The sequence below is a fragment of the Janthinobacterium sp. BJB301 genome, from assembly GCF_002735685.1.
Classification (GTDB): Bacteria; Pseudomonadota; Gammaproteobacteria; order Burkholderiales; family Burkholderiaceae_D; genus Janthinobacterium; species Janthinobacterium lividum.
In genome coordinates, this window is the sequence record NZ_PDZJ01000004.1 from 1 (window position 1) to 22,868 (window position 22,868).

The following is a 22,868-nucleotide window of genomic DNA, read 5'->3' on the forward strand; positions in this document are numbered from 1 at the left end:
CACTTACATCAAATGCCCACACTTATCGACTGTTAATTGTTAAAGAACTGTATTCGGTTACTGCTTTCGCGCTATCGACAAAGCGTTGTGTTTGTCAGCTGCGAAGAAGGAAGAGTATGAAGCATTTCAGCACAATCGTCAACACCTTCTTTTCTACTACCCAGCCCCTGAAGGCTGTCCCTTTTGTGCCGCAAACTAGTGCGTCTCATTGGGGAGGCGAACTATAGCAAAGCGCCCCAGCGGAAGCAAGGCTTTTCCGGGGTATTTGCGGCCAACTGCTACAATTTCGCCCCCTCAGCGCACATTCGCGTCCCACCATAGAAGATTCACCATGAAACAACAAGCTCAAGGATCAGGCCTGACCCTGAAACGGGCTGGCTTTACCACTGGCTTCGGCGTGCTCGCCGCCACCCTCGGTTCCGCAGTCGGTCTCGGCAATATCTGGAAATTCCCCTACCTGACGGGCGCCAATGGCGGCGCCGGCTTCCTGCTCATCTATCTGCTCGCCACCTTATTAGTGGGACTGCCCGTGATGATCGCGGAAATCACCTTGGGACGCCGCGCCAAGGTCAACCCGATCTCCACCATGGAAAAGCTGGCGCCCAAGGCCAAGCCCTGGTGGCTGGTCGGCCTCATCGGCATGATCGCCGCCTTCCTGATCGTGGCGTTCTATTCGGAGGTGGTGGGCTGGGTGTTTGCCTATATCGCCAAGGCCATCGATGGTTCCATCCTCAGCAGCGACAAGCTGGTGACAGAAGCTGCCTTCGCTTCGCTGATCAGCAATCCCCTGCAATCGCTGTTGTGGCAATGGGGCGTGCTGCTGTTTATCGGCGGCATATTGATGTTGGGCGTGACCAAGGGCATCGAAGCGATCGCCAAGAAACTGATGCCGCTGCTGTTCCTGCTGTTGCTCCTGCTGTGCGCGGTCAGCCTGTCGCTGGACAAGGCGGGCGAAGGCCTGGCGTTTCTGTTCCGTCCTGATTTTTCCAAGCTGACGGCCTCCGTCGTGCTGACGGCCATGGGCCTGGCCTTCTTTAAATTGTCCGTCGGCATGGGTACGATGATGACCTACGGCAGTTATTTCCGCGATGACCAGAATATTCCCGTCACGACTTTACGCGTGATGGCGGCCGACCTCGGCGTATCGATGCTGGCCGGCATCGCCATCTTCCCCGCCGTGTTCACCTTTGGCTTCGCCCCCAGCGCGGGACCGTCACTGGTGTTCATCACGATCCCCGCCGTGTTTTCTCAAATTCCGATGGGACAAGCTCTGATGGTGGTGTTCTTCATCTTGGCTGCCGTGGCCGCCACGGGGGCGATGCTGTCGCTGATGGAAGTGCCCGTCGTGATTTTCCATGAACGTTTCGGCTGGACGCGCACCAGGGCCACCATCGTGACCATGCTGCTGCTGGCCGTGCTCGGTTCCGTATGCGCCCTCAGTAACAGCACGCTGGCGGACTTCAAGTTATTCAATCTGAATATGTTTGATCTGTTCGACTTCGTCTCGTCGAATATCTTCCTGCCCGTCGGCGGCATCGCGATTGCCTTGTTTACAGGCTGGGCCTGGGGCAAGGACCATTTCATTGATGCGATCGGCAACCATGGCCAGCTGCAAAATAAAACCCTGGCGCATGTGCTGCTGTTCCTGCTGCGCTTTGTCTCGCCCGTGCTGATCCTGATCGTGATGCTGAAGGGTTTACAGGTCTTCTAATCAGAGAACCCGGGTGTAGGTCTGGCGCACCAGCACCCGGTCGCCGCAATCGAAATGCCACCATTCGCTGTTGATGCCGAAGAAGCCCGCCTGGAACATGGCGTCGCGCAACAGGCGGCGGTGCGCCACCTGCTCCTCCGTAATTTCCCCTTTTTCCAGCAAAACCAGCTCCAGCGCCGGGTGCGAGCGCTCACTTAAATCGTCAAAGCCAGTCCCCATGTCCAGTTCCTGCCCATCCGGGCCGACGATGGTGATGTCGAGCGCCATGCCGAACGAGTGGATCGAGCCGCGCGACGGTTCGGCGATATAGCCCAGCAATTCCGTTCCTTGCAACGCATCCCACAATTGCTGCTGCACCCGTTGCGGACGCAGGGCATCGAGCACCAATAAATGATGATCGGGGCGCTTCACGGCCAGCCAGGCCACGGCTTTTTCCAGGGCGGCCGCCGCATCGCGGTGCAGCCAGGCACAATCGATAGGGCTGTATAAGTCGCGGCCGACGAAATTGTCGGGCGTGGCATAGCGCAAGTCGACGGCGATGCCGGCGATGCTGCTCAGGTGGCGAAATTGCGGATCGCTGCCGACCGCTTCTAATTGCAAACTTGCAACAGACATCAGACTCCTCTTTCCAGGCAGTTGCGCGCCGCCACACCGATGCTGTCGGCCAGGCGCCGCGCGCCATGCGACAGCGGCGAGTGGCTCGCCGTCAATAAATACAGTTGGATGGGGATGGTGGGCGCCCAAGGACGGCGCTGCAGGCGCTCAGGCGAGCCGGACGCGGCCGTAAAAGGGTCGACCACGGCCATGCCGGCGCCCGCTTCCACCAGGGAGCGGGCGATTTGATAGGTCTGCACCACGGTGGAAAACACGGGGTGGATATCCTGCGCCTCGCAGGCGGCGACCACCAGTTCGCCCAGCGGATCGTTGTCCGCATGGCCGATCAGCTCGCCGTTCAAGCCATGCGCCGTCAACGGCGTGCCGCAATCGGCCGCATGCCAGGTGCCGGCCGGCGCAATCACCGTCATGACGCCCTGCGCGATGGGTTCAGCCACGATGCCCGGATGACGCGGGTCTTGCAGCGACACGGCCAAGTCCGCTTCACCGAGGCGCAAGGTATTGACGATCTCGCCCGTGTGGTGGGTAGCCAGCTGACAACGCGTGTGGGGGAAGTCGCGCCGCCACTCCGTCATGGCAAACGGCAAGACGCTGATGGCGATCGTCGGCGTGGAGACCAGGCGGATGGTTTCCACCGCATGACCCTTCAGGCTGGCTGCCAGACGGCGGATGCCCAATAAATCGCGGTTGAGCTTTTCCGTCTCGACAAACAAGCGGTGTGCCTCGGGCTTCGGATACAACTTGCCCCGTACGCGCTCGAACAGCGGCATGCCCAGTTGCAATTCGCAATGCTGCAAGACCTTGGTCACGGCCGGCTGCGAGATATGCAGCACCTGGGCCGCACCGCTGATGGTGCCAACTTGCATGATGGCGTGAAACACTTCGATATGACGCAGCCGCATGAGCTATTCCTTTACCTTGCCGTGGCCACCTGGGCCGTCAACGTTCAGCATATAAGAAAAAGTCATGGGCTGGAACGGCCATGCTACTTTGTTGCAACAGCCGGGGCCGGCGTCGTCAGCACTTCCAGCAGAGCCGCCGTTTCGCCATCGGGCGTGCCGTCAAACAAGGTGTTGCGGTATTTCATCTGGAAGGCGATCAGCACATTGCGCGTCGCTTCATCGAAGACGCCCGTGTTCGGCGTCGCATAGCCGTGCTGGGCCAGCTTTTTCTGGAACCAGACGGCATCCGGCACTTGCTGCTCAAAAATGAGGCGCTGCGCGGCGACACGGTTCGCGTCAGGCCAAACGATCAGGCCCGCATCGGCCAGCTGGCGCCAAGGAAACAGCGGTCCCGGATCCTGCTTGCGCTGTGGGGCGATCTCGTTATGGCCAAGGATATTTTCCGGCGCGATGTTGTAGCGGGCCTGGATATCTTTCAACAGCGGAATCAGCTCATCGATCTGCGCTTGCGGGAATGGATACCAGAGGCGGCCTTCCGGCGTGTCCTTGTAGCCCGGGTTGACGATCTCGATACCGATCGAGCTGACATTCAGCTGTGTATAAGTCTTCCAGTTACTCACACCCGCATGATTGGCCTGGCGCGATTCGTCGACCAGCACGTAAAACTTCGGCTTGTCCGTGTCGGTCAGCAAATAATGGCTGCTGACCACTTGTTCCGTCAGGATCTTGATCGAGCGGGGCAGGTCGCTGACCGTGTAATGGATGACGATGAATTTCACGCGCGGGCTCTGGCTGCGCGCGTTCAAGCTGTGGTCGAGGTGCGGCGCGGGCGTGGTACAGGCGGAGAGCAGGGCCACCAGCAGGGCGAGGGCAATTTTTTTCATGAAAGATCCGTGTTCGGGTTGGTAAAATGTTCAGTTCTTGCCAGTACGCTGGCTGGCTGCCCTGGCTGCCACCTTGGCCGCAGCCTCATGCGAACGGGCAACTTTTTGCTCCATCATCAACGATACCGGCAAAGCGTCGCGCATGGCAACCGCGATGGCCGGGTGCAATTGCGCCGCGCGGCCCGCCAGCACCACAGGACGGGGACCGTAGCGCGTCGTCAAGGCCAGCGCCAGACGCGCCAGTTCCTGTCCCGCGCGCTGCAAGATGTCCAGCGCCAGCGGGTCGCTTTCCGCACTGGCGGCCACGGCCAGCGCCAGCCGGCCGATGGCGCCCCGGTCCTGGCCATACATGAAGGCGCGCGACAGCGACCAGTCGCTGCCGCCCAGTTGCGCAAACACGGCTTCGGCCATGGGCGAGTCTTGCCAGCTGCCAGGCGCCTCGTCTTCGCGGCGCCAGATGTAGCGCAAGGCTTCGCGCGCGATCCAGTAACCGCCACCGCCATCGTCAAGCAGCACGCCGCGCCCGCCTGCGCGATGAAATACGCCATCCGCATCGATCCAGGCGGCAATCGAGCCCGTGCCAGCGTAGACCAGATAACCTTCGCCGGGTTCAAAACTGTCGCGATAAGCGATATCGATATCGTTGCCCAAGCGTACGTCGCCGGCGTCCAGCGCCAGCAACTCTGCCAGCATGGGCGCCAGCGCCACATCGTCGCCGCCAAAGCCCGTCAAGCCCGCCACCACGGCACGCGGTTGGCCAACGGCCAGCACGGCCTCGCTCAACCTGGAAAATGCGGCGTGCACGGCCACGCGGCCCGCTGCGCTGCTCATTTGCAAGGCAGACAAGCCTTCCACAGCTCCATCGGCCACGATGACGCCGTCCCCGTTGGCCAGGGCCCAGCGCGTCTGCGTGCCGCCCGCGTCGATGCCCAGCCCCAGCACGGCAGTGTCAGTATTGGTTACAGGGAAGGAAATCATGGCATGAGTGTAAAGCCAAGCTGAGCTTGCAGGCATGAAAGCTTGCGCATGTTTCATGACTGCAGGTTATGGACTAGCGGTGAACGGTCAACAACTACTTGGCAGGGGCCGTAAACGGTGCGCGCACGGTAACGCGGGGACTTTCATTGCCGAGGCGGTCCACGGCGCTGACCACTACCGCATTGACTTTACCAATGGCATCGTCGACCAGGGTCAGCTCGCCTTGCACGCTAGTGACCACGGTAAAGCGCCAGTCTTCGCCGTAGCGGGCCCAGACCGCGTACTGCGCCACGGCTTTGCCGCCGCCCGCCGTCAATTTGATGTTCAGGCTGGTGGAATCGCGGCGCAAGGCCAGCACGGGCGTACCCGGTGCTTCCTTGCCCAGCCATGGCGTGGCGGGAATCAGGGCAGGGCTTTGATATACGGTCGCCTTGAGTTGCTCGCTGACACCCTTGCGGTTCTGCATCAGGGGCACCATGCTGAAATGCACTTGTCCATTCGCGCCGGGGCGCGTGCGCGTCACTTCGATCTGCTTGATGATCTCTTGCGGCGTGAAGGACTTGGCGGAATTGTCGATGCGGCTCGTGTATAAACCGGGCCACACGTGGCGGCCATACGGATTTTGCGCCAGCCAGTAGTCGAGCAGCACGCCAAACGCTTGCGGCGCCTGCGCCACGGGCCAGTACAACTGCGGCGACAGGTAATCGAGCCAGCCCTTGGCCAGCCACAGTTCCGCATCCGCATACAATTTATCGTACTGGCTGAAGCCAACGATGCCGGCGGGGCGGCGGTCAGGACGGCCGATGCCGAACGGGCTGATGCCGAAGCGCACCCAGCTCTTTTCGCGGTGGATGCCTGTATATAAGGCTTCGATCAGCTGGTTGACATTCTGGCGACGCCAGGAAGGGCGGTCCAGCTGGCCACCGGCCAGCAAATATTGCTGCCAGGAAGGCTCATCGGGGAACGGCAGTTCGCGCTTGGCGCCGCCATTGCCCGCGTCCAGCGCGGCCGTCTCGGCGCCCGCACCGGCGCCAGGCGCATCGATCGGATACGGATAAAAGTAATCGTCGATGTGCACGCCGTCGATATCGTAGCGGCGCACCACGTCCAGCACCACCTCCGTCGTATGCTTCGAGGCGGCGGCGTCGCCCGGGTCCATCCACAGGTAGCGGCCGTATTGCTTGACGGACGCCGGGTTGGTGGAAGCGAAACTGTCGCGTGCCAGCGGCGACTTGGCCGTCGCGTGACGGGCACGGTAGGGGTTGAACCAGGCGTGCAATTCCAGGCCACGCGCATGCGCCTGCGCCACCCAGAAGGCCAGCGGGTCATACATGGGCAACGGCGGCTGGCCTTGCTTACCGGTCAGGTATTCCGACCAAGGCTCCAGTTGCGATGGGTAAATCGTGTCGGCGCTGGGCCGCACCTGCAACACAATCGCGTTCAGATTCAAGGACTTGGCGCGGTCGAGAATGGCCAGCGCTTCCGCTTGCTGCTTGGCGACAGGCAAATTGCTGCGGCTGGGCCAGTCGATATTGGCGACCGTCGAGACCCAGGCGGCGCGGAACTCGCGCGGTGCCGGCGGCGGCACTTCGCCCGTGATGTGCTGCACGGGCGGCACGGCCGGCAAACCCGCTTCGCCTGGCGTCACTGCGGAGGGTAGCCTGGTACTGGTACAACTGCTGAGCAATGTGGCGGTGGCCAACGCGGCCAGTACGCCGGCGCTGGCGCCCAGGCGTTTTTTGAAAGTAGACAACAAAACAATTCCTTGCAGTGGTGAAGCGCAGGTCTATCGGTGCGGGCATTTTACTGTGCGCCCGCCATCCATGCGGGCGCACGGTTCAAAAGAATCAGGCTTCGGCCTTCTTGCCGAATTCGGGATCGATCTTGACCAGCGCGGCCATGATGAAAGCGGGAATGGTAGCGATGCAAACCCAGATGAAGAAATGCTGGTAACCGAGCATTTGCTGGATCCAGCCGCTGGCCATGCCCGGCAGCATCATGCCCAGGGCCATGAAGCCCGTGCAGATGGCGTAATGGGCCGTTTTGTGGGCGCCATCGGAGACCATGATCATGTACAACATATACGAAGCGAAACCGAAGCCATAGCCAAATTGCTCCAGGGCGATGCCACCGGCAATCACATAGATGCTGCTGGGCAAAGCGGTGGCCAGATAGACAAACACCAGGTCGGGCAAATGGACGGACAGCACCATGATCCACAGGCAACGTTTCAAGCCGAAGCGGGAAATGATGAATCCGCCCAGCAAGCCGCCCAAGGTCAGGGCGATCACGCCGATGGTGCCGTAGACGAGGCCCACCTGTTCCGTGCTGAGGCCCAGGCCGCCCTTGGCAACGGGGTCGAGCAGGAAGGGCGCGGCCAATTTGAGCAGTTGCGCTTCGCCGAGGCGGAACAGCAGCAGAAAGCCCAGGATGACCAAAATATCCTTCTTCTTGAAAAAGGAGGCAAAGGTGGCAACGAACTCCTGCAGCGGAGAAACACCGGCGCCCTGGATGCTGGGGCGGTCATCCTGCGGTTTCGGCAGGACAAAATAGTGGTACAGGAAGAGGGCGATGAACAGGCCCGCCAAAATCGCAAACACGACGGACCAGGCCAGCTGCACATTGCCCGTCGCGTGCGTCAGATAGCCGGCCAGGTACACGAGGCCGCCCTGGCCGGCGATCATCGCCAGGCGGTAAAACGTGCTGCGCACGCCGACAAAGGCCGCCTGCTGGTGTTCTTCCAGGCCCAGCATATAAAAACCGTCGGCGGCAATATCATGCGTGGCGGAACTGAAGGCCATCAGCCAGAAGATCGCCAGGCTAATCTGGAAAAAGTGCGGCAGCGACGTCGTCAGGGCCACCAGCGCCAGCGCGGCGCCGATCACCAGTTGCAAGCCGACGATCCAGAAGCGCTTGGTGCGGTACATATCGATAAAGGGCGACCACAGGGGCTTGATGACCCACGGCAAGTATAGCCAGCTCGTATACAGCGCGATATCCGTATTGGAAAAACCGTAGTTCTTGTACATGATCACGGAGAGTGTCATGACCACTACATAGGGGATGCCCTGGCCAAAATACAGGGAAGGGATCCACAGCCACGGCTTATTTGACGGCTTATTCGCGCGCGCCGGGGCGGTTTGTTTCACTAGCTCCATACATCCTTCGTTGTCTCCCAGACAAAAGAATGCCGCGCCATCGGATCACGCCGCCAGTGCCGCCCGCACACTGCCGTCCGCGCCGGCCAACAATGCCTGTGCCTGGTTTGTGTTGATTTTTTTGATCAAGGCAACAATCGCCACCTTGACGTGAAATTGGCATTGCTCCAGCACGGTCCTGGCCTGCACTTCGCTGGCGCCGGTGGCGTGCATGGTGAGACGCACCGCCCGCCAGATCAGCTTGGCGTTGGTCGGCTTCAAGTCTACCATCAAGTTTCCGTAAGTTTTATGCAAACCGACCATCAGCGCGCTGGAAATCGTGTTCAGGGTGATTTTTTGCGCCGTGCCCGCTTTCAGGCGGGTGCTGCCGGAAATGACTTCAGTGCCCGTGTCGAGCACGATGCCGCATTGCGCCTCGTGCGCCACGGGCGCATCCACATTGTTGGCGATGCCTATCGTCAAAGCGCCCGCCTTGCGCGCGGCCAGCAGGGCGCCCAGCACATACGGTGTGGCGCCGGAGGCGGCCAGCAGGATCACCACGTCATTGTCTTGCGGCTGCAGGGACAGCAAATCCGCCTCGCCTTGCTGCAAATTATCTTCCGCCCCTTCGACAGCCGTGAACATGGCGCCCGCGCCGCCGGCCAGGATGGCGACGGCTCGCTCGGGAGGCCACGAAAACGTGGGATTGAGTTCGACACTGTCGAGTACGCCCAGGCGGCCCGACGTGCCCGCGCCCACGTACAGCAGGCGTCCGCCGGCAGCGATGCGGGGCAGGGCGGCCGTGATGGCCGCAGCGATGTCGGGCGACGCCAGCCGCACAGCCTCGACGGCCCAGAACTGGTCATCGACCAGCGCCGCCACCAGTTGCTCCACCGGATACAGGTCCAGATCCGGATGCCGCCGGCTCGGAGTTTCAGTTTTCAACATGATTTCAGAACATGGTTGACCGTGAAACCAGTTTAATACCAACGAGCGGGATCAACCATGAAAGGATGGCGGGCGGGCATAACGGGAGTTTATGGCTGGTGCAGGAACGTGATGATGTCCTACTTGTACTTCGATACGCTCCCGTTTGTGTCTATACTTGGGTTCGACGCCAACATCCACGACACGCCCCATGATCGCTCGCCAATTGCTGTTCCTGTTTAGCGCCCTTGGCGCCATCAACGGCATTTTCCTGGCCGTCTATTTTTTCAGCCGCCGGCCCCGCTGCCTGGCCGACTGCATGCTGGGCGCATTGCTGCTTGCCGTCGGGGTGCGCACCGCCAAATCCGCCTTCCTCTACTTCAACCCGGCGATCGCAATCGAGTTCCGCCAGCTGGGCCTGTCGGCCTGCCTGCTGATCGGTCCCTTGACCTATCTCTATGTGCGCTCTTTCTTGGCCGGGCTCGCGCAATTGCCTGCTGGACAACAATGGCGTTGGCACTTGGGCTTGTCCTTCCTGCTGATCGGCATTGGCGTTGCCTTTCCGTATTCCGCGTATCGTGCTGTGTGGAACCAGTCGAGCCATGCCATTCATGTGTTCTGGCTATCCTACCTGCTGGCAACCGCCAGGCTGCTGTGGCAAAGCCGCCGCGCATGGTGGAACGAGGGACAGCGGATGGCGACCAGCAGCGTGCTCCTGCTGAGCGTCTTTGCAGGCAGCTGCGTCATGCTGGCGGCGTACGCGAGCACGCCGTTCACGTCCTATATCGTTGGCGCCTTGTCATTCACCTTCTCGCTGCATGTGGCGGTGATGGTCTTTCTGCTGAGAAAGGAAGGCTTGACGCCATCCGAGCCCAAGCAGAAGTACCAGAATAACCGCCTGGCGCACGAAGATACGCTGGCCGTGCTTGCCGCGCTGGAACAACAGATGAGCGGACAGAAATCCTATCTGAATCCGAACCTGACCCTGGCCCAACTCGCCAAGCGGGCGGGATGCACGCAGGCGCAGGTGTCGCAGGTACTGAATGACAAGCTGGGCAAGAGCTTCACGACCTACGTCAACGAATACCGTATCGCCGAAGCGAAACAGGTATTGAGCGACGAGCCGCAATGGAACATGGATACCGTCGCCGAGCGCTGCGGGTTCAATTCCAGTTCTACCTTCTACTCGACCTTCAAGAAAGTGGCTGGACAGACGCCCGCCAGCTTCCGGGCTCAATCTGGCCAGCCGGCCAGGGCCATTTCCGCATGAAAGCACTCCGGAATCGCCATTCCGGAGTCTGAAATCGTGTTTGGCGACATCCATTCCCCTGCACTTCGATAAATTATCGAGCACCAGCGATCTGAAATAGTCGTTGCTCCGATAAACGCAGTTCTATATGCAGGGTACATCCATGATTCAGTTTTTATTGCGAACCATACTCGCCTGTTGCTTCCTGAGCATCACCGCCATCGGCACCGCCGCAGACCAAGACGAAAATGCCATTCGTGAGACCGTGCGCTTGTATATGCATGGCACCAGCTTTAACGTACAAAGCGAGATCAACCAGGCCTTTTATGCCAATGCCCGCCTTTACCTGGACGGCAAAAACGATGCGGAATGGGAGTTGAGCGGTCCGGAATACGCCAAACTCTTTTCCCGGGAGAAAGCAGGGCAATTCAATGGGCGCCACGGGCGACTGATCAAGGTGGATGTGAGCGGCAAGGTAGCCACCGCCAAGGCCGAAATCCACATTCCTGAACAAGGGGTCCGCTATGTGGATGTCTTTCTGTTGAAAAAGATCGCCGGCAACTGGAAAATCGTCAGCAAGTCGGCAGATCGCGAGCCAGCAGCCCCGCGCCACGCACGCAAGGTGCTACTGGTGGTGTCGAATGTGCATCAATATCCAGGCACAAAGGTTAACGCTGGCAATAATTTTCCGGAGATCGCGTATACCTATGATGTCTTTCGCAAAGCGGGGTATACCGTCGACTTCGTCAGTCCCGAGGGGGGCGCCATTCCCTTGGAAATGATCGTCACGTCGGACGCGCTGCTCAAGAAGCATCTGTACGACAGTGACTTCATGTGGGCACTGGCCCATACCAAGCCCGTTTCCGAGGTCAGGGCAGACGACTATGCGGGCATGGCTTTCGTCGGCGGCGGCGCGGCCATCGTCGGCATCCCGGAAAACAAGGCGCTGCAGGACATCGCCTTGCGTATCTACGAACAACAGGGCGGAGTGATCGCGGCCATCTGCCATGGCACCGAGGGCATCAAGAACCTGAAGCTGCGTGACGGTACTTTCCTGATCCAGGGCAAGGTCCTCACCTCGTTCCCCGATGCGTTTCTGAACAAGGAATCGCCGGTATACAAGGCCTATCCTTTTTCGGCAGAAGCGAGCATCAAGCGCCATGGCGGCATATTCAGGCACGGCGCCAACGGCAAGAGCCACGTCGAGGTCGATGGCCGGCTGGTGACCGGCATGAGCTGGGAAGCGTCTGTCGGCGTGGCGGAATCCATGATCCGCCTGATCGAGCAGTAAGCTTACGGAGCGCGGCGCATTTCCGCCACAAAGTCGTAATGATCGCTGCGGCAATACGAATGCGTGAGTTCCACCGCTTCGCCCGACTCCAGGTAAGCGATGCGCGTGATGAACAGCACGGCCTGGCCATCGGGGATGCCCAATTGCTTGGCCAGCACGTCCGTCGCATTCATGGCGCGGATGTGCTGCAAGGCGCGCACGGGGGCCTTCTTGATGCTGCTCAAGTATTCATACAGCGAGTCACCCATCGCCTCAGGCTCCGGCACCACGCTGAACGGCAAGACGCTCACTTCATATGCCATCACGACGTCATCGGCCAGGCGCAGGCGCTCCAGGCGCGCCACCTTCGTGTTCTGCGCCAGGCCCAGGCTCAGCTGTTCATCGCTGCTGGCGATGACGACTTCGCGCTTGAGCCAGCGCGAGCCGGGGCGGTAGCCGCGCTGCTGCAGCTGCTCGGAAAAGCTCGACAGGTTCGACAGTGGCTGCTCGATGCGCGGGGCAATATAGTTGCCCGAACCGCGGCGGCGCACGACGAGGCCTTGCTCGACGAGCTGGTCGATGGCCTTGCGGGCAGTCACGCGCGATACGTCGAGCAGTTCGGACAGGGTACGTTCGGATGGCAGGGCCTGGTCTACCTGGTAGCGGCCGTTGCGTACGTCATCGCTCAGCTTGCGGGCGATCTGCATATATAAAGGCGAATTGTCATTTAAATCGACCTTGAGTTCTACGCTGGTCTGGCTCATACAGTTCTCCTTGTCCTCCTAGTGTAATAGCGATGGCGCCTGCGCGTAGCCCGTCCACCCATGAATAAATGGAAAATGACCATAAATAACGGTTATACACTTAAAAAAACAATGTTTTACCGTACGTATAGCTTTGCATTATGGATAAATAAGCAATTTTCATTAGCGCAGTAAACCATCGCGCCCTATGCTGGTGGCGCCTCCACCACACCGCGAAACAGGGAACATGCACAATAAAATGACGGGTTTACTGGGCTTGCTGCTGCTGGGTACGACGTGGACGGCCCTGGCCGCCCCGCCCGGTAGCGGCAAGGACCAGCAGCGCGCGCTCGATGCCACGCTATCGGCCATCGTCGATGATGCGGCCCACCCGCTGGCCAGCCTGTCCGTGCTGGCCATCCGCCACGGCAAGGTGTCGTATCAACAACAATTTGGCTACCGGCATATCGGCGCCACGCCGACAGAGAACTTGCCCGTGACGCCAGCCACCCTGTTCCGCATCGCTTCCGTCTCGAAGATGATGACCACCCTGGGCCTGATGCGGCTGGTCGAGCAGGGCAAGCTGAGCCTGGACCAGGACGTGGGCATCTATCTGGGTTTTTCCCTGCGCAACCCGCATTTCCCCCAGCAACCGTTGACCTTGCGCAGCCTGCTCAGCCACACTTCCTCGCTGCGCGATGCGGGCGGCTATGCCTGGGGGCCCGAACGCAGCTTGCGCGACGTGTTTACGGCCGGCACCGATACGATGTGGGATGCGGCCGCGGCGCCGGGCCGCCATTTCACGTATGCCAACCTGAACTGGGGCGTGATCGGCACCGTGATGGAAAAAGTCACGGGCGAGCGCTTCGACTTGCTGATGCGGCGCCTGCTGCTCGATCCCCTCGATGTGCGCGGCGGCTACAATCCGGCCGCCTTCCCGGCGGAGGATGTGGCAAACACGGCTACCCTGTACCGCAAGCGCACGCTCGACACGGAGATCTGGCAGCCACACGGCCCCTGGATCGCGCAAGCCGATGATTTTTACCAACGCCCACCGACCGCGCCAGCCGGCCTCGAACGGTATGTGATCGGCAGCAATGCCACCGTCTTCAGCCCCACGGGCGGCTTGCGCATCTCTGCTGCGGGCTTGGGCACGGTCATGCAGATGCTGCTCGACGGCGGGCGCTATCAGGGAAAACAACTATTGCAGCCGGCCAGCATCGCGCTGATGTTTGGCCGCCAATGGCAGCTGGCGCCGGACGGACGCAATGGCGACAGCGAACGGGGCCTGTACCACGCCTGGGGCCTGGGCAACCAGCAATTCGATGCGGTGGCAGGGCAGAGCAACCGCCTGGTCGAGGGTGCCAGCTTCACGGCCGTGGGCCACCTGGGCGACGCGTATGGCCTGGTCTCCGCCTTCGTGCTCGATTTCAAGAACAGGAACGGCATGGTGATGCTGGTGGGCGGCACGGGCAGCGATCCCGAACATTATCCTGGCACGTATTCCGCCATGGGGCGCAACGAGGAATTGATACTCACCGCGCTATACAGTGGTGCAATTGACAACAATCCATCCTTGCATTGAAATGGTGCATTCCTGAAAGTTATGGCTGCACCATGATGTTTCATTGGCTGCGCTGACGGCCAGCCTCTAAGCTCTTCCCGAATGCTTCCGCACCATGGGAGCGCAACGCAGCGAGGCAACATGCAGCAACAAGTCATCATCATCGGCGGCGGCATCGTCGGTCTGACATCGGCCTGGTGGCTGGCCGAGGCCGGCTACAAGGTCACCTTACTGGAACGCAATGAACAGGTGGCGATCGCCGCCAGCTACCGCAATGGCGGCCAACTCAGCTATCGCTATGTAGCCCCGCTGGCCGATGCGGGCGTGCCCTTCAAAGCCCTGCAATGGCTGCTGCAAAAAGACGGTCCGCTGCGCTTTCGTCTCGAAGCGGACTGGCGCCAATGGCGCTGGATGGCCAGTTTCTTGCGTAATTGCAACAGCGCCAGCAATGCCCGCACGACGGCCAAGCTGCTGCAACTGGGAGAATGGAGCCGCGCCGGCATGGCGCAGCTGGAGTTGACCGTGCCGCCCGAAGCGTATGCCTGGCGCGATGCGGGCAAACTCATCGTCTACCGTTCACCCGCCATCTTTCAGCGGGCCGTGGCGCGACCCGAGTCGGAAGAGGCGCGCATCGTCTTGTCTCCGGCGGAAGCCGTACAGCGCGAACCGGCGCTGGCCGCCTTGCAGGGCGCCCTGGCGGGCGGCATTTTTACGCAAGGCGAGGCGGTGGCCGATTGCCACGCCTTTTGCCTGGCGCTGGAAGCGCGCCTGCTGCAGCACCCGAACTGTTCGCTCTTATTAAAAGGCGAGGCGCGCCGCCTCGTCACGCACAAGGGCAGGATCACGGGCGTCGATACGAGCCTGGGCTTGCTGCAAGCGGATCACTATGTGCTTGCGGCCGGCATCCAGAGCCGCGACCTGGCCGCCACGGCGGGCATCTACCTGCCCCTGTACCCGCTGAAAGGCTACAGCCTGACGGCGCCCATCCGCGCGCAGCACCGGGCGCCCGAGATCAGCATCACGGATTTCGAACGCAAGGTACTGTATGCACGCATCGGTGGCGACTTGCGCGTGGCCGCCATGGTCGACATGGTGGGCGCCGACAACAGCATCGACTGGGGCCGCATCGCGGGCCTGACGCGGCTGGCGCGCGAAGCCATGCCACACGGCGCCGATTATGACCAGGCCACGGCCTGGGCCGGCCTGCGCCCCGCCACGCCGAACAGCGCGCCGCTGGTGGGCGCCAGCAAAGTTGGCAATCTGTGGCTCAACGTGGGCCATGGCCCCTTGGGCTTTACCTTCGCCGCCGGCACGGCGCGCATCCTGGCTGACCTCATGGCTGGCAAGGCGCCGCCGTTCGCGCTGGACTTCCTCAGCCCCACAAAGTAGCCAGGCAAGGCGCGGCGCACGCGCCGCTGCCGATATGGCGGATAATTGCGGAACTTTTCAGTTCCCTCTTTTCTGTTCCTGATTGCCAGCGCATGCCCACACCCTCGACATCTGCCGCCTGCCCCTGTGGCGGCGCCTCCTACGCCGGCTGCTGCGGCCCGTATATCGCGGGCGACGCCTTGCCGCCCACGGCCGAAACCCTGATGCGTTCGCGCTACACGGCGTTTACCTTGCGCGACGAACCCTATCTGCTTGCCACCTGGCACGCCAGCACCCGTCCCACCGACGCTTTATTTGCCGAAGAAGAAAAAGTCCACTGGCTGGGACTTGAGGTAAAATCTGCTTTACGTTTACGTCAACGTAAAGCAGTATCAGCAGATCAAGCCGAAGAGATACGCCGCGACAGCGTGGAATTCGTGGCCCGCTACAAGGTCAACGGCCGCGCGCACCGCCTGCATGAAGTGAGCCGCTTCGTGCGCGAAGCGGGTGAGGGCGGCGCCCTGCGCTGGTTTTATCTCGACGGCAGTTTTCCCGAATAGCGCGACCCGAGAGACCGGGCGATAATAAAAAGGAACCGCAATGCCGCACATCGAAAGCAAACTCAATCCGCGCAGTGAAGATTTCAAGGCCAATGCCGCGGCCATGCAAGCCATCGTCGACGATTTGCGCGACAAGGTCGAGAAAATCGCGGCCGGCGGCGGCGAGGCGGCTGCCGCCAAGCACCTGGCGCGCGGAAAGCTGCTGCCGCGCGACCGCGTGCAGATGCTGCTCGATCCCGGCACGCCCTTCCTCGAGTTTTCCCAGATGGCGGCCTACGCCATGTACCAGGACGCCAAGGGCGTCGATGCGGCGCCTTCCGCCGGCATCATCACCGGCATCGGCAGGGTTTCGGGCCAGGAATGCGTCATCGTCTGTAACGACGCCACCGTCAAGGGCGGCACGTATTACCCGATGACGGTGAAAAAGCACTTGCGCGCCCAGGAAATCGCCGACCAGAACAACCTGCCCTGCATCTACCTGGTCGATTCGGGCGGCGCCAACCTGCCGAACCAGGACGACGTCTTCCCCGACCGCGACCATTTCGGCCGCATCTTCTACAACCAGGCGAACCTGTCGGCCAAGGGCATCCCGCAGATCGCCGTCGTGATGGGCTCTTGCACGGCCGGCGGCGCCTACGTGCCGGCCATGAGCGATGAGTCGATCATCGTCAAGGAGCAGGGCACGATTTTCCTCGGCGGCCCGCCGCTGGTCAAAGCGGCCACCGGCGAAGTGGTGACGGCCGAAGACCTGGGCGGCGGCGACGTGCACACGCGTTTGTCCGGCGTGGTCGACCACCTGGCGCAGAACGATCTGCACGCGCTGTCGCTGGCGCGCACCATCGTCTCGAACCTGAACCGCACCAAGCCGCAACAGATGGCGATGCGCGAGTCCGTCGAGCCGAAATATCCGACACAGGAGCTGTATGGCGTAATCCCCGTCGATACGCGCAAGCCCTTCGATGTACGCGAAGTGATCGCGCGCATCGTCGACGGCAGCGATTTCGACGAATTCAAGGCCCGCTACGGCACCACCCTGATCTGCGGCTTCGCGCATATCTATGGGGTGAAAGTCGGCATCATCGCCAATAACGGCATCTTGTTCTCCGAATCGGCCCTGAAAGGCACGCATTTCATCGAATTGTGCTGCCAACGCAAGATCCCGCTCGTCTTCCTGCAAAATATCACGGGCTTCATGGTGGGCCGCAAATACGAAAACGAGGGCATCGCCCGCAATGGCGCCAAGATGGTCACGGCCGTCGCCACGGCCGCCGTGCCGAAATTCACGGTGATCATCGGCGGCAGCTTCGGCGCCGGCAACTACGGCATGTGCGGCCGCGCCTTTTCGCCTCGTTTCATGTGGATGTGGCCGAATGCGCGCATTTCCGTCATGGGCGGCGACCAGGCCGCCTCCGTGCTGGCGACCGTCAAGCGCGACGGCATCGAAGGCAAGGGCGGCGAGTGGAGCGCGGACGAGGAAGCGGCTTTCAAGCAGCCGATCAAGGATCAATACGAACACCAGGGCCACCCGTACTACGCCACCGCGCGCCTGTGGGACGATGGCGTGATCGACCCGGCCGATACCCGCATGGTGCTGGGCCTGGGCCTGTCGGCCGCCTTGAACGCGGAAATCCCGGACACGAAGTTCGGCGTATTCCGCATGTAAGCGGCATTCAGGGAGAAGAGAATGGAATTTGAAACCTTAAAGCTGGTCATCGAGGGCAATGTCGCCACCGTGACCCTGAACCGCCCCGACGTGCGCAATGCCTTCAACGAGACGACGATCGCCGAACTGGCGCGCGCCTTCGAGGGCCTGGGGCGCAGCGACATGGTGCGCGCCATCGTGCTGGCGGCGAATGGCGCGGCCTTTTGCGCCGGCGCGGACCTGAACTGGATGAAGAAGATGGCAGGCTACACGCATGCCGAAAACCAGGCCGACGCGCTGCAGCTGGCGCAGATGCTGCGCACGATTTACCTGTGTCCCAAGCCCGTGGTGGCGAAGATCCAGGGCGACTGCTATGCGGGCGGCATGGGCCTCGTCGCCGCATGCGATATCATTCTGGTTGCGGAAGACGTGCATTTCTGCCTGAGCGAAGTGCGGCTGGGACTGATCCCGGCCACTATTTCACCGTATGTCATCAAGGCCATGGGCGAAAACGCGGCACGCCGCTATTTCCTGACCGCGGAGCGATTCTCCGCGCAAGAGGCGCTGCGCATCGGCTTTGCCCACGAGGTAGTCGCTGGCGACGCGCTGGACGCGAAAACGGCCGAGGTGCTCAAAGCGCTGACGGGCAACAGCCCGCACGCGGTGGCGCAAGCAAAAACGCTGGTGCGCGAGATCGTTGGCCAGCCGGTTGACGATGCGCTGCTGTTGGACACCGCCGAGCGCATCGCGCAGATCCGCGCCTCGGAGCAGGGACGCGAAGGCGTGCAATCGTTCCTCGACAAGCGCAAGCCGAGTTGGCTCATGGGCTAGCAATATCATTGGAGCAGTTTTGAAAGCAGAAAAACAATCGGGCTGGGTCGAACGCAGTCTGCGCAGCGTGTGGCATCCGTGCACGCAAATGCAGCACCACGAGACTGTACCGCTCATCCCCGTCAGCCATGGCCGCGGCGCCTGGCTGTATGACCACGAAGGCCGACGCTACCTGGACGCCATCAGCTCCTGGTGGGTGAACCTGTTCGGCCACGCGAATCCGCGCATCAATGCGGAACTCAAGGATCAACTGGACCGCCTGGAACACGCGATGCTGGCCGGTTTCACGCATGAACCGGTGATCGAACTGTCGGAAAAGCTCTCCGCCTTGACGGGTGGCGTGCTCGGTCACAGCTTTTATGCGTCCGATGGGGCGTCCGCCGTGGAAATCGCCCTGAAAATGAGTTTTCACGCCTGGCGCAACAGCGGCAAGAGTGAAAAGCAGGAATTCGTCTGCCTGAAAGGCAGCTACCACGGCGAAACCATCGGCGCGCTGGCCGTCACCGACGTCGCCCTGTTCAAGGATGCCTACGGCCCCCTGCTGCGCGCCACGCAGACGGTGATGTCGCCCGACTTCCGCCAGGCGGCCGAGGGCGAGTCCGCCCAGGACGTGGCGCGCCGCGCCGCCGCCGAAGTGGAACAGCTTTTCCAGCAAAAAGCGGACAAGATCGCCGCCATCATCATCGAGCCGCTGGTGCAGTGCGCCACCGGCATGGCCATGCACGATCCCTTGTACCTGTCGCTGGTGCGCACCCTGTGCGACCGTTATCAAGTCCATTTGATCCTCGATGAAATCGCCGTCGGCTGCGGACGCACGGGCACTTTCTTTGCGTGCGAACAGGCCGGCATCTGGCCCGACTTCGTCTGCCTGTCGAAAGGCATCAGCGGCGGCTATCTGCCCCTGTCCCTGGTGATGACGCGCGAAGACATCTACCAGGCTTTCTACAGCACCGACGTGCGCCGCGGCTTTTTGCATTCGCACTCGTACACGGGCAATCCGCTGGCCTGCCGCGCGGCGCTGGCGACCCTGTCGATTTTCGAGGAAGACGATGTGCTGGCGGTCAACCGGGAACGCGCCACCAGGATCACGCGCGCCCTGGCGCCGCTGGCGCAGCATGAAAAAGTCAAACACTTCCGCCAGCAGGGCATGATCTGGGCCTTCGATGCGGTGGACGCTGCACCCGACTTTTCGCGCCGCTTCTTCAGCACGGCGCTGGAACACGAACTGCTGATGCGCCCCATCGGCTCCACCGTCTATCTGATGCCGCCGTACATCCTCGACGACGAGGAAATCGCGGGCCTGGGCCAGCAGACGCTGGCCGTCTTCAATCATGTGATCGGGGCCTGAGATGGAACTGATCGCGCGATTACAACAGCAGTTGCAAGGACTGGAAGAGCGCAGCCTGATCCGCCGCCGCCGCACCGTCGACACGCCGTGCGCACCGCGCCTGACGGTGGACGGGCGCGCCATGCTGGCCTTCTGCAGCAACGACTACCTGGGCCTGGCGTCGCATCCGCGCATCGTCGCCGCGCTGAAAGAGGGCGCCGACCTGTATGGCGCCGGCAGCGGCGCTTCGCATTTGATCAGCGGCCATAGCCGCGCCCACGCGCAGCTGGAAGAACGGCTGGCGGCTTTCGTGGGCGCCAACCTGGAACAGGCGCGCGCGCTGTATTTCTGCACTGGCTACATGGCCAACCTGGCCGTGCTGACGGCCCTGTCGGCGGGCGACCCGGACGCGGAGATGTTCTCGGAAGCGCTGAACCACGCCTCGCTGATCGATGGCACGCGCCTGGCCCGCGTGAAGACACGCGTGTATCCGCACGCCGACCTCGATGCCCTGGCGGCCCTGCTGGCAGCCAGCACGGCGAAAACCAAGATCGTCGTCACCGACAGCGTCTTCAGCATGGATGGCGACCTGGCGCCGCTGCCCGCGTTGCTGGCCCTGTGCGAACAACATGGCGCCTGGCTGGTGGTCGACGACGCGCACGGCTTCGGCGCACTGGGAGCCCATGGCCGCGGGGCGCTCGAACACTTCGACCTGCATTCACCCTACCTCGTGTATGTGGGCACCCTGGGCAAATCGGCCGGCGTGGGCGGCGCCTTTGTTGCCGCGCACGAGGCCGTGATCGAGACCCTGATCCAGAAGGCCCGCCCGTACATCTTCACCACGGCGGCAGCGCCGGCGCTGGCGCATGCGCTGCTGGCCAGCCTCGACATCATCGCCGGTGAAGAAGGAAAACAACGCCGGATGCACCTGGCGGCGCTGGTGGCGCAATGGAACGACGGCTTGCAGCTGCAGCGCTGGCAAGCCTTGCCATCCGTGACCGCCATCCAGCCCGTCATCATTGGCGAGAATGCGGACATGCTGGACATCGCCGCCACCCTGTACCAGCAGGGCCTGTGGGTCGGTGCCATCCGCCCGCCCACCGTGCCAGCGGGGTCGGCGCGCCTGCGCGTGACCCTGTCGGCCGGCCACACGGCGCAGGAAGTGGCGCAATTGATCAACGCAGTCAACACCCTGGAAAGGAATCGCCATGAGCCTTGATGATCCTATCGTGGCGGAAGTGCTGGCGGACCTGGCGCCTGCCGTGCAGCCGGCTCCGGCCGCCACCGGCCTGCCATCGCGCTTTGCCTGTTTCGTCACTGGCACCGACACGGAAATCGGCAAGACATTGACGTCGTCGGCCCTGCTGCACGCACTGGTGGCGCGCGGCGTGCGCGCCTGCGGCATGAAACCTGTCGCCGCCGGCGCCGAAATGCGCGACGGCGAACTGCATAATGAAGACGCCGACAGCCTGATCGCCGCCGGCAACGTCACCATGCTGCGCAGCCTGACGACACCCTACATGCTGAAGGAGCCGGCCGCGCCGCACATCGCCGCCGCGCTCGAAGGCGTCAGCATCGAATCGGTGCCGATTCTGGCCGCCTACCTGGAAATCGCCGCCGCCTCGGACGCGGTCGTGGTCGAAGGCGTGGGCGGATTCCGCGTGCCGCTGTCTCCCGGCTTTGATTCGGCCGACCTGGCACAGCAGCTCGATCTACCCGTGATCCTCGTGGTCGGCATGCGCCTGGGCTGCATCAGCCAGGCCTTGCTGACGCTGGAAGCCATCGAGGCGCGCGGCTTGACGGTCATCGGCTGGGTCGCCAACACCCTGGAAGTGGAAATGCGCTTCCTCGACGAAAATATCGATGCGCTGATCGAGCGCATCCCGGCGCCGCTACTGGGCAAGGTGCCGCGCCTGGCGCAACCGAGCGCGGAAGCGGCGGCGGCATATCTCGATTTCAGCGGCTTGCCGAACTGGCCGGCGCAGCAGTCGCAGAACTAGACTAAACAATTAAGCCAAACAACTGAACGTACTCAAAAATAGAAGCGAAGGAATCACCATGTCTTTAGTCCAAGAAGCAGCAAAAACCGTCGAACTGCACCGCCCTGCGGCGCGCATCACCCTGCCCGAAGCGGCCACCTGGCCCATCGATGATGTGCTGGCCCTGTTCGACCTGCCTTTCAATGACCTGATGTTCAAGGCCCAGCAAACGCACCGCATCAACTTCCCCGATGGCGACGTGGAACTGGCGACCCTGTTGTCGATCAAGACGGGCGGCTGCGAGGAAGACTGCGGCTATTGCCCGCAGGCGGCCCGCTACGACACGGGCGTGGAAGCGAAAAAAATCCTCGACATCGACACCGTGCTCGACGCGGCACGCCAGGCAAAAGCCAACGGCGCCACGCGCTTCTGCATGGGCGCCGCATGGCGCGGCCCGAAGGACCGCGACATGGACAAAGTCGAAGAGATGGTCAGCAAAGTGAAAGCGCTGGGCCTGGAAACCTGTGCGACTCTGGGCATGCTGGAAGAGGGACAGGCGGACCGCCTGAAAAACGCGGGCCTCGACTTCTATAACCACAACCTCGACACGGCGCCGGAATTCTACGACAACGTCATCTCGACGCGCGAATACCAGGACCGCCTGGACACCCTGGGCCGTGTGCGCGAAGCGGGCTTGAAAGTATGCTGCGGCGGCATCGTCGGCATGGGCGAAACACGTCTGCAACGCGCGGGCCTGATCGCCCAGCTGGCCAATCTGAATCCATATCCGGAATCGGTGCCCGTGAACCATCTGGTGCAAGTGGAAGGCACGCCATTGTTTGGCCTGGAAGCACTCGACCCGTTTGAATTCGTGCGCACGATCGCCGTTGCCCGCATCACCATGCCGAAAGCGCGCGTGCGTTTGTCGGCCGGCCGCCGCCAGATGGGCGAAGCCGTGCAAGCCATGTGCTTCCTGGCTGGCGCCAACTCCATCTTCTACGGCGACAAGCTGCTCACCACCGACAACCCGGAAGCGGAAGACGACCGCACCTTGCTGGGCAAACTGGGCCTGCAGACGCGCGGCGCCATGCTGGACTCGGTACAGAAAGAGAAGTGCGGCTGCTGATCCAGCCCTGTCGGGTTACGCCGTGCCGGCTAACCCGACCTACGAATACCGCCTC

20 protein-coding genes are annotated in these 22,868 nt (G+C 62.0%); 12 read left to right on the plus strand and 8 right to left on the minus strand.

Translation table 11 applies throughout. The features are described from left to right. The first annotated feature begins 331 nt into the window (after positions 1 to 331). Positions 332 to 1,711: a sodium-dependent transporter gene (locus tag CSQ91_RS22030; RefSeq protein WP_099389642.1), complete on the plus strand. Its 1,380-nt coding sequence runs from the start codon at positions 332 to 334 to the stop codon at positions 1,709 to 1,711. Here CSQ91_RS22030 and CSQ91_RS22035 read toward each other — a convergent pair whose 3' ends face one another. The 7 genes from CSQ91_RS22035 to CSQ91_RS22065 form a co-directional block, all read right to left on the minus strand. Then, positions 1,712 to 2,326 (minus strand): M15 family metallopeptidase, encoded by a 615-nt coding sequence (locus CSQ91_RS22035; RefSeq protein ID WP_092609872.1) that lies wholly within the window; start codon positions 2,324 to 2,326, stop codon positions 1,712 to 1,714. It abuts the gene before it with no gap. Next, positions 2,326 to 3,228 carry a LysR family transcriptional regulator gene (locus CSQ91_RS22040; RefSeq protein ID WP_034782805.1) on the minus strand — a complete coding sequence of 301 codons (903 nt, stop codon included), beginning with the start codon at positions 3,226 to 3,228 and terminating at the stop codon, positions 2,326 to 2,328. Before CSQ91_RS22040 ends, CSQ91_RS22035 begins: the two co-directional genes overlap by 1 nt. 83 nt (positions 3,229 to 3,311) lie before the next feature. Beyond that, positions 3,312 to 4,112: an N-acetylmuramoyl-L-alanine amidase gene (locus CSQ91_RS22045; protein ID WP_099389643.1), complete on the minus strand. Its 801-nt coding sequence runs from the start codon at positions 4,110 to 4,112 to the stop codon at positions 3,312 to 3,314. 30 nt (positions 4,113 to 4,142) lie between these two features. After that, entirely contained in the window at positions 4,143 to 5,090 is a 948-nt protein-coding gene (locus CSQ91_RS22050) for an N-acetylglucosamine kinase (RefSeq protein WP_257217441.1), read from the minus strand. Positions 5,091 to 5,184: 94 nt separating this feature from the next. Beyond that, entirely contained in the window at positions 5,185 to 6,846 is a 1,662-nt protein-coding gene (locus CSQ91_RS22055; RefSeq protein WP_099389645.1) for a glycoside hydrolase family 10 protein, read from the minus strand. Positions 6,847 to 6,937: 91 nt separating this feature from the next. Then, positions 6,938 to 8,248: an MFS transporter gene (locus CSQ91_RS22060; protein WP_052140151.1), complete on the minus strand. Its 1,311-nt coding sequence runs from the start codon at positions 8,246 to 8,248 to the stop codon at positions 6,938 to 6,940. 45 nt (positions 8,249 to 8,293) lie between these two features. Next, the gene (locus CSQ91_RS22065) at positions 8,294 to 9,175 is read right to left on the minus strand and encodes an N-acetylmuramic acid 6-phosphate etherase (protein WP_070278408.1); all 882 of its coding nucleotides are present in this window, start codon (positions 9,173 to 9,175) and stop codon (positions 8,294 to 8,296) included. Positions 9,176 to 9,365: 190 nt separating this feature from the next. Between CSQ91_RS22065 and CSQ91_RS22070 the strand changes: the two genes are divergently transcribed. Both CSQ91_RS22070 and CSQ91_RS22075 read left to right on the plus strand, forming a co-directional pair. Continuing rightward, the gene (locus CSQ91_RS22070; protein WP_099389646.1) at positions 9,366 to 10,424 is read left to right on the plus strand and encodes a helix-turn-helix transcriptional regulator; all 1,059 of its coding nucleotides are present in this window, start codon (positions 9,366 to 9,368) and stop codon (positions 10,422 to 10,424) included. A 142-nt stretch (positions 10,425 to 10,566) separates the two neighbouring features. Then, complete coding sequence (locus tag CSQ91_RS22075; RefSeq protein ID WP_180278488.1) at positions 10,567 to 11,694, plus strand: nuclear transport factor 2 family protein; 1,128 nt, start codon at positions 10,567 to 10,569, stop codon at positions 11,692 to 11,694. Between the two features lie 2 nt (positions 11,695 to 11,696). Here the strand turns inward: CSQ91_RS22075 and CSQ91_RS22080 are convergent, their stop codons facing one another. After that, positions 11,697 to 12,437 carry a GntR family transcriptional regulator gene (locus tag CSQ91_RS22080; protein WP_034782800.1) on the minus strand — a complete coding sequence of 247 codons (741 nt, stop codon included), beginning with the start codon at positions 12,435 to 12,437 and terminating at the stop codon, positions 11,697 to 11,699. Between the two features lie 226 nt (positions 12,438 to 12,663). On the opposite strand from CSQ91_RS22080, the gene CSQ91_RS22085 reads away from it, so the two are divergent. The 9 genes from CSQ91_RS22085 (at position 12,664) to bioB (ending at position 22,813) form a co-directional block, all read left to right on the plus strand. Next, positions 12,664 to 14,001 (plus strand): serine hydrolase domain-containing protein, encoded by a 1,338-nt coding sequence (locus CSQ91_RS22085; RefSeq protein ID WP_257217442.1) that lies wholly within the window; start codon positions 12,664 to 12,666, stop codon positions 13,999 to 14,001. Positions 14,002 to 14,082: 81 nt separating this feature from the next. Further along, positions 14,083 to 15,369 carry a D-amino acid dehydrogenase gene (locus CSQ91_RS22090; RefSeq protein ID WP_143451081.1) on the plus strand — a complete coding sequence of 429 codons (1,287 nt, stop codon included), beginning with the start codon at positions 14,083 to 14,085 and terminating at the stop codon, positions 15,367 to 15,369. Between the two features lie 92 nt (positions 15,370 to 15,461). After that, a complete protein-coding gene (locus CSQ91_RS22095) occupies positions 15,462 to 15,908 on the plus strand; it encodes a YchJ family protein (RefSeq protein ID WP_099389650.1) in 447 nt (148 codons plus the stop codon). Between the two features lie 40 nt (positions 15,909 to 15,948). After that, positions 15,949 to 17,571 carry a carboxyl transferase domain-containing protein gene (locus CSQ91_RS22100; protein WP_070278418.1) on the plus strand — a complete coding sequence of 541 codons (1,623 nt, stop codon included), beginning with the start codon at positions 15,949 to 15,951 and terminating at the stop codon, positions 17,569 to 17,571. Between the two features lie 21 nt (positions 17,572 to 17,592). After that, complete coding sequence (locus CSQ91_RS22105) at positions 17,593 to 18,381, plus strand: enoyl-CoA hydratase/isomerase family protein (protein ID WP_034782795.1); 789 nt, start codon at positions 17,593 to 17,595, stop codon at positions 18,379 to 18,381. Positions 18,382 to 18,400: 19 nt separating this feature from the next. Continuing rightward, entirely contained in the window at positions 18,401 to 19,729 is a 1,329-nt protein-coding gene (bioA, locus tag CSQ91_RS22110; RefSeq protein WP_257217443.1) for an adenosylmethionine--8-amino-7-oxononanoate transaminase, read from the plus strand. 1 nt (position 19,730) lies between these two features. Continuing rightward, positions 19,731 to 20,927 carry an 8-amino-7-oxononanoate synthase gene (gene bioF, locus CSQ91_RS22115; RefSeq protein ID WP_099389652.1) on the plus strand — a complete coding sequence of 399 codons (1,197 nt, stop codon included), beginning with the start codon at positions 19,731 to 19,733 and terminating at the stop codon, positions 20,925 to 20,927. Further along, positions 20,917 to 21,708 carry a dethiobiotin synthase gene (bioD, locus tag CSQ91_RS22120; RefSeq protein ID WP_099389653.1) on the plus strand — a complete coding sequence of 264 codons (792 nt, stop codon included), beginning with the start codon at positions 20,917 to 20,919 and terminating at the stop codon, positions 21,706 to 21,708. The genes bioF and bioD overlap by 11 nt, the downstream gene beginning before the upstream one ends. A gap of 58 nt (positions 21,709 to 21,766) precedes the next feature. Further along, complete coding sequence (gene bioB, locus CSQ91_RS22125) at positions 21,767 to 22,813, plus strand: biotin synthase BioB (RefSeq protein ID WP_034782789.1); 1,047 nt, start codon at positions 21,767 to 21,769, stop codon at positions 22,811 to 22,813. The last annotated feature ends 55 nt before the right edge of the window (positions 22,814 to 22,868 follow it).

Excerpts from the sequence above, each read along its gene's own strand:
- CSQ91_RS22030 (WP_099389642.1), top strand. The coding sequence starts at position 332 with ATGAAACAACAAGCTCAAGGATCAGGCCTGACCCTGAAACGGGCTGGC.
- CSQ91_RS22035 (WP_092609872.1), bottom strand. The coding sequence starts at position 2,326 with ATGTCTGTTGCAAGTTTGCAATTAGAAGCGGTCGGCAGCGATCCGCAA.
- CSQ91_RS22040 (WP_034782805.1), bottom strand. The coding sequence starts at position 3,228 with ATGCGGCTGCGTCATATCGAAGTGTTTCACGCCATCATGCAAGTTGGC.
- CSQ91_RS22045 (WP_099389643.1), bottom strand. The coding sequence starts at position 4,112 with ATGAAAAAAATTGCCCTCGCCCTGCTGGTGGCCCTGCTCTCCGCCTGT.
- CSQ91_RS22050 (WP_257217441.1), bottom strand. The coding sequence starts at position 5,090 with ATGATTTCCTTCCCTGTAACCAATACTGACACTGCCGTGCTGGGGCTG.
- CSQ91_RS22060 (WP_052140151.1), bottom strand. The coding sequence starts at position 8,248 with ATGGAGCTAGTGAAACAAACCGCCCCGGCGCGCGCGAATAAGCCGTCA.
- CSQ91_RS22065 (WP_070278408.1), bottom strand. The coding sequence starts at position 9,175 with ATGTTGAAAACTGAAACTCCGAGCCGGCGGCATCCGGATCTGGACCTG.
- CSQ91_RS22070 (WP_099389646.1), top strand. The coding sequence starts at position 9,366 with ATGATCGCTCGCCAATTGCTGTTCCTGTTTAGCGCCCTTGGCGCCATC.
- CSQ91_RS22075 (WP_180278488.1), top strand. The coding sequence starts at position 10,567 with ATGATTCAGTTTTTATTGCGAACCATACTCGCCTGTTGCTTCCTGAGC.
- CSQ91_RS22080 (WP_034782800.1), bottom strand. The coding sequence starts at position 12,437 with ATGAGCCAGACCAGCGTAGAACTCAAGGTCGATTTAAATGACAATTCG.
- CSQ91_RS22085 (WP_257217442.1), top strand. The coding sequence starts at position 12,664 with ATGCACAATAAAATGACGGGTTTACTGGGCTTGCTGCTGCTGGGTACG.
- CSQ91_RS22090 (WP_143451081.1), top strand. The coding sequence starts at position 14,083 with ATGCTTCCGCACCATGGGAGCGCAACGCAGCGAGGCAACATGCAGCAA.
- CSQ91_RS22095 (WP_099389650.1), top strand. The coding sequence starts at position 15,462 with ATGCCCACACCCTCGACATCTGCCGCCTGCCCCTGTGGCGGCGCCTCC.
- CSQ91_RS22100 (WP_070278418.1), top strand. The coding sequence starts at position 15,949 with ATGCCGCACATCGAAAGCAAACTCAATCCGCGCAGTGAAGATTTCAAG.
- CSQ91_RS22105 (WP_034782795.1), top strand. The coding sequence starts at position 17,593 with ATGGAATTTGAAACCTTAAAGCTGGTCATCGAGGGCAATGTCGCCACC.
- bioF (WP_099389652.1), top strand. The coding sequence starts at position 19,731 with ATGGAACTGATCGCGCGATTACAACAGCAGTTGCAAGGACTGGAAGAG.
- bioD (WP_099389653.1), top strand. The coding sequence starts at position 20,917 with ATGAGCCTTGATGATCCTATCGTGGCGGAAGTGCTGGCGGACCTGGCG.
- bioB (WP_034782789.1), top strand. The coding sequence starts at position 21,767 with ATGTCTTTAGTCCAAGAAGCAGCAAAAACCGTCGAACTGCACCGCCCT.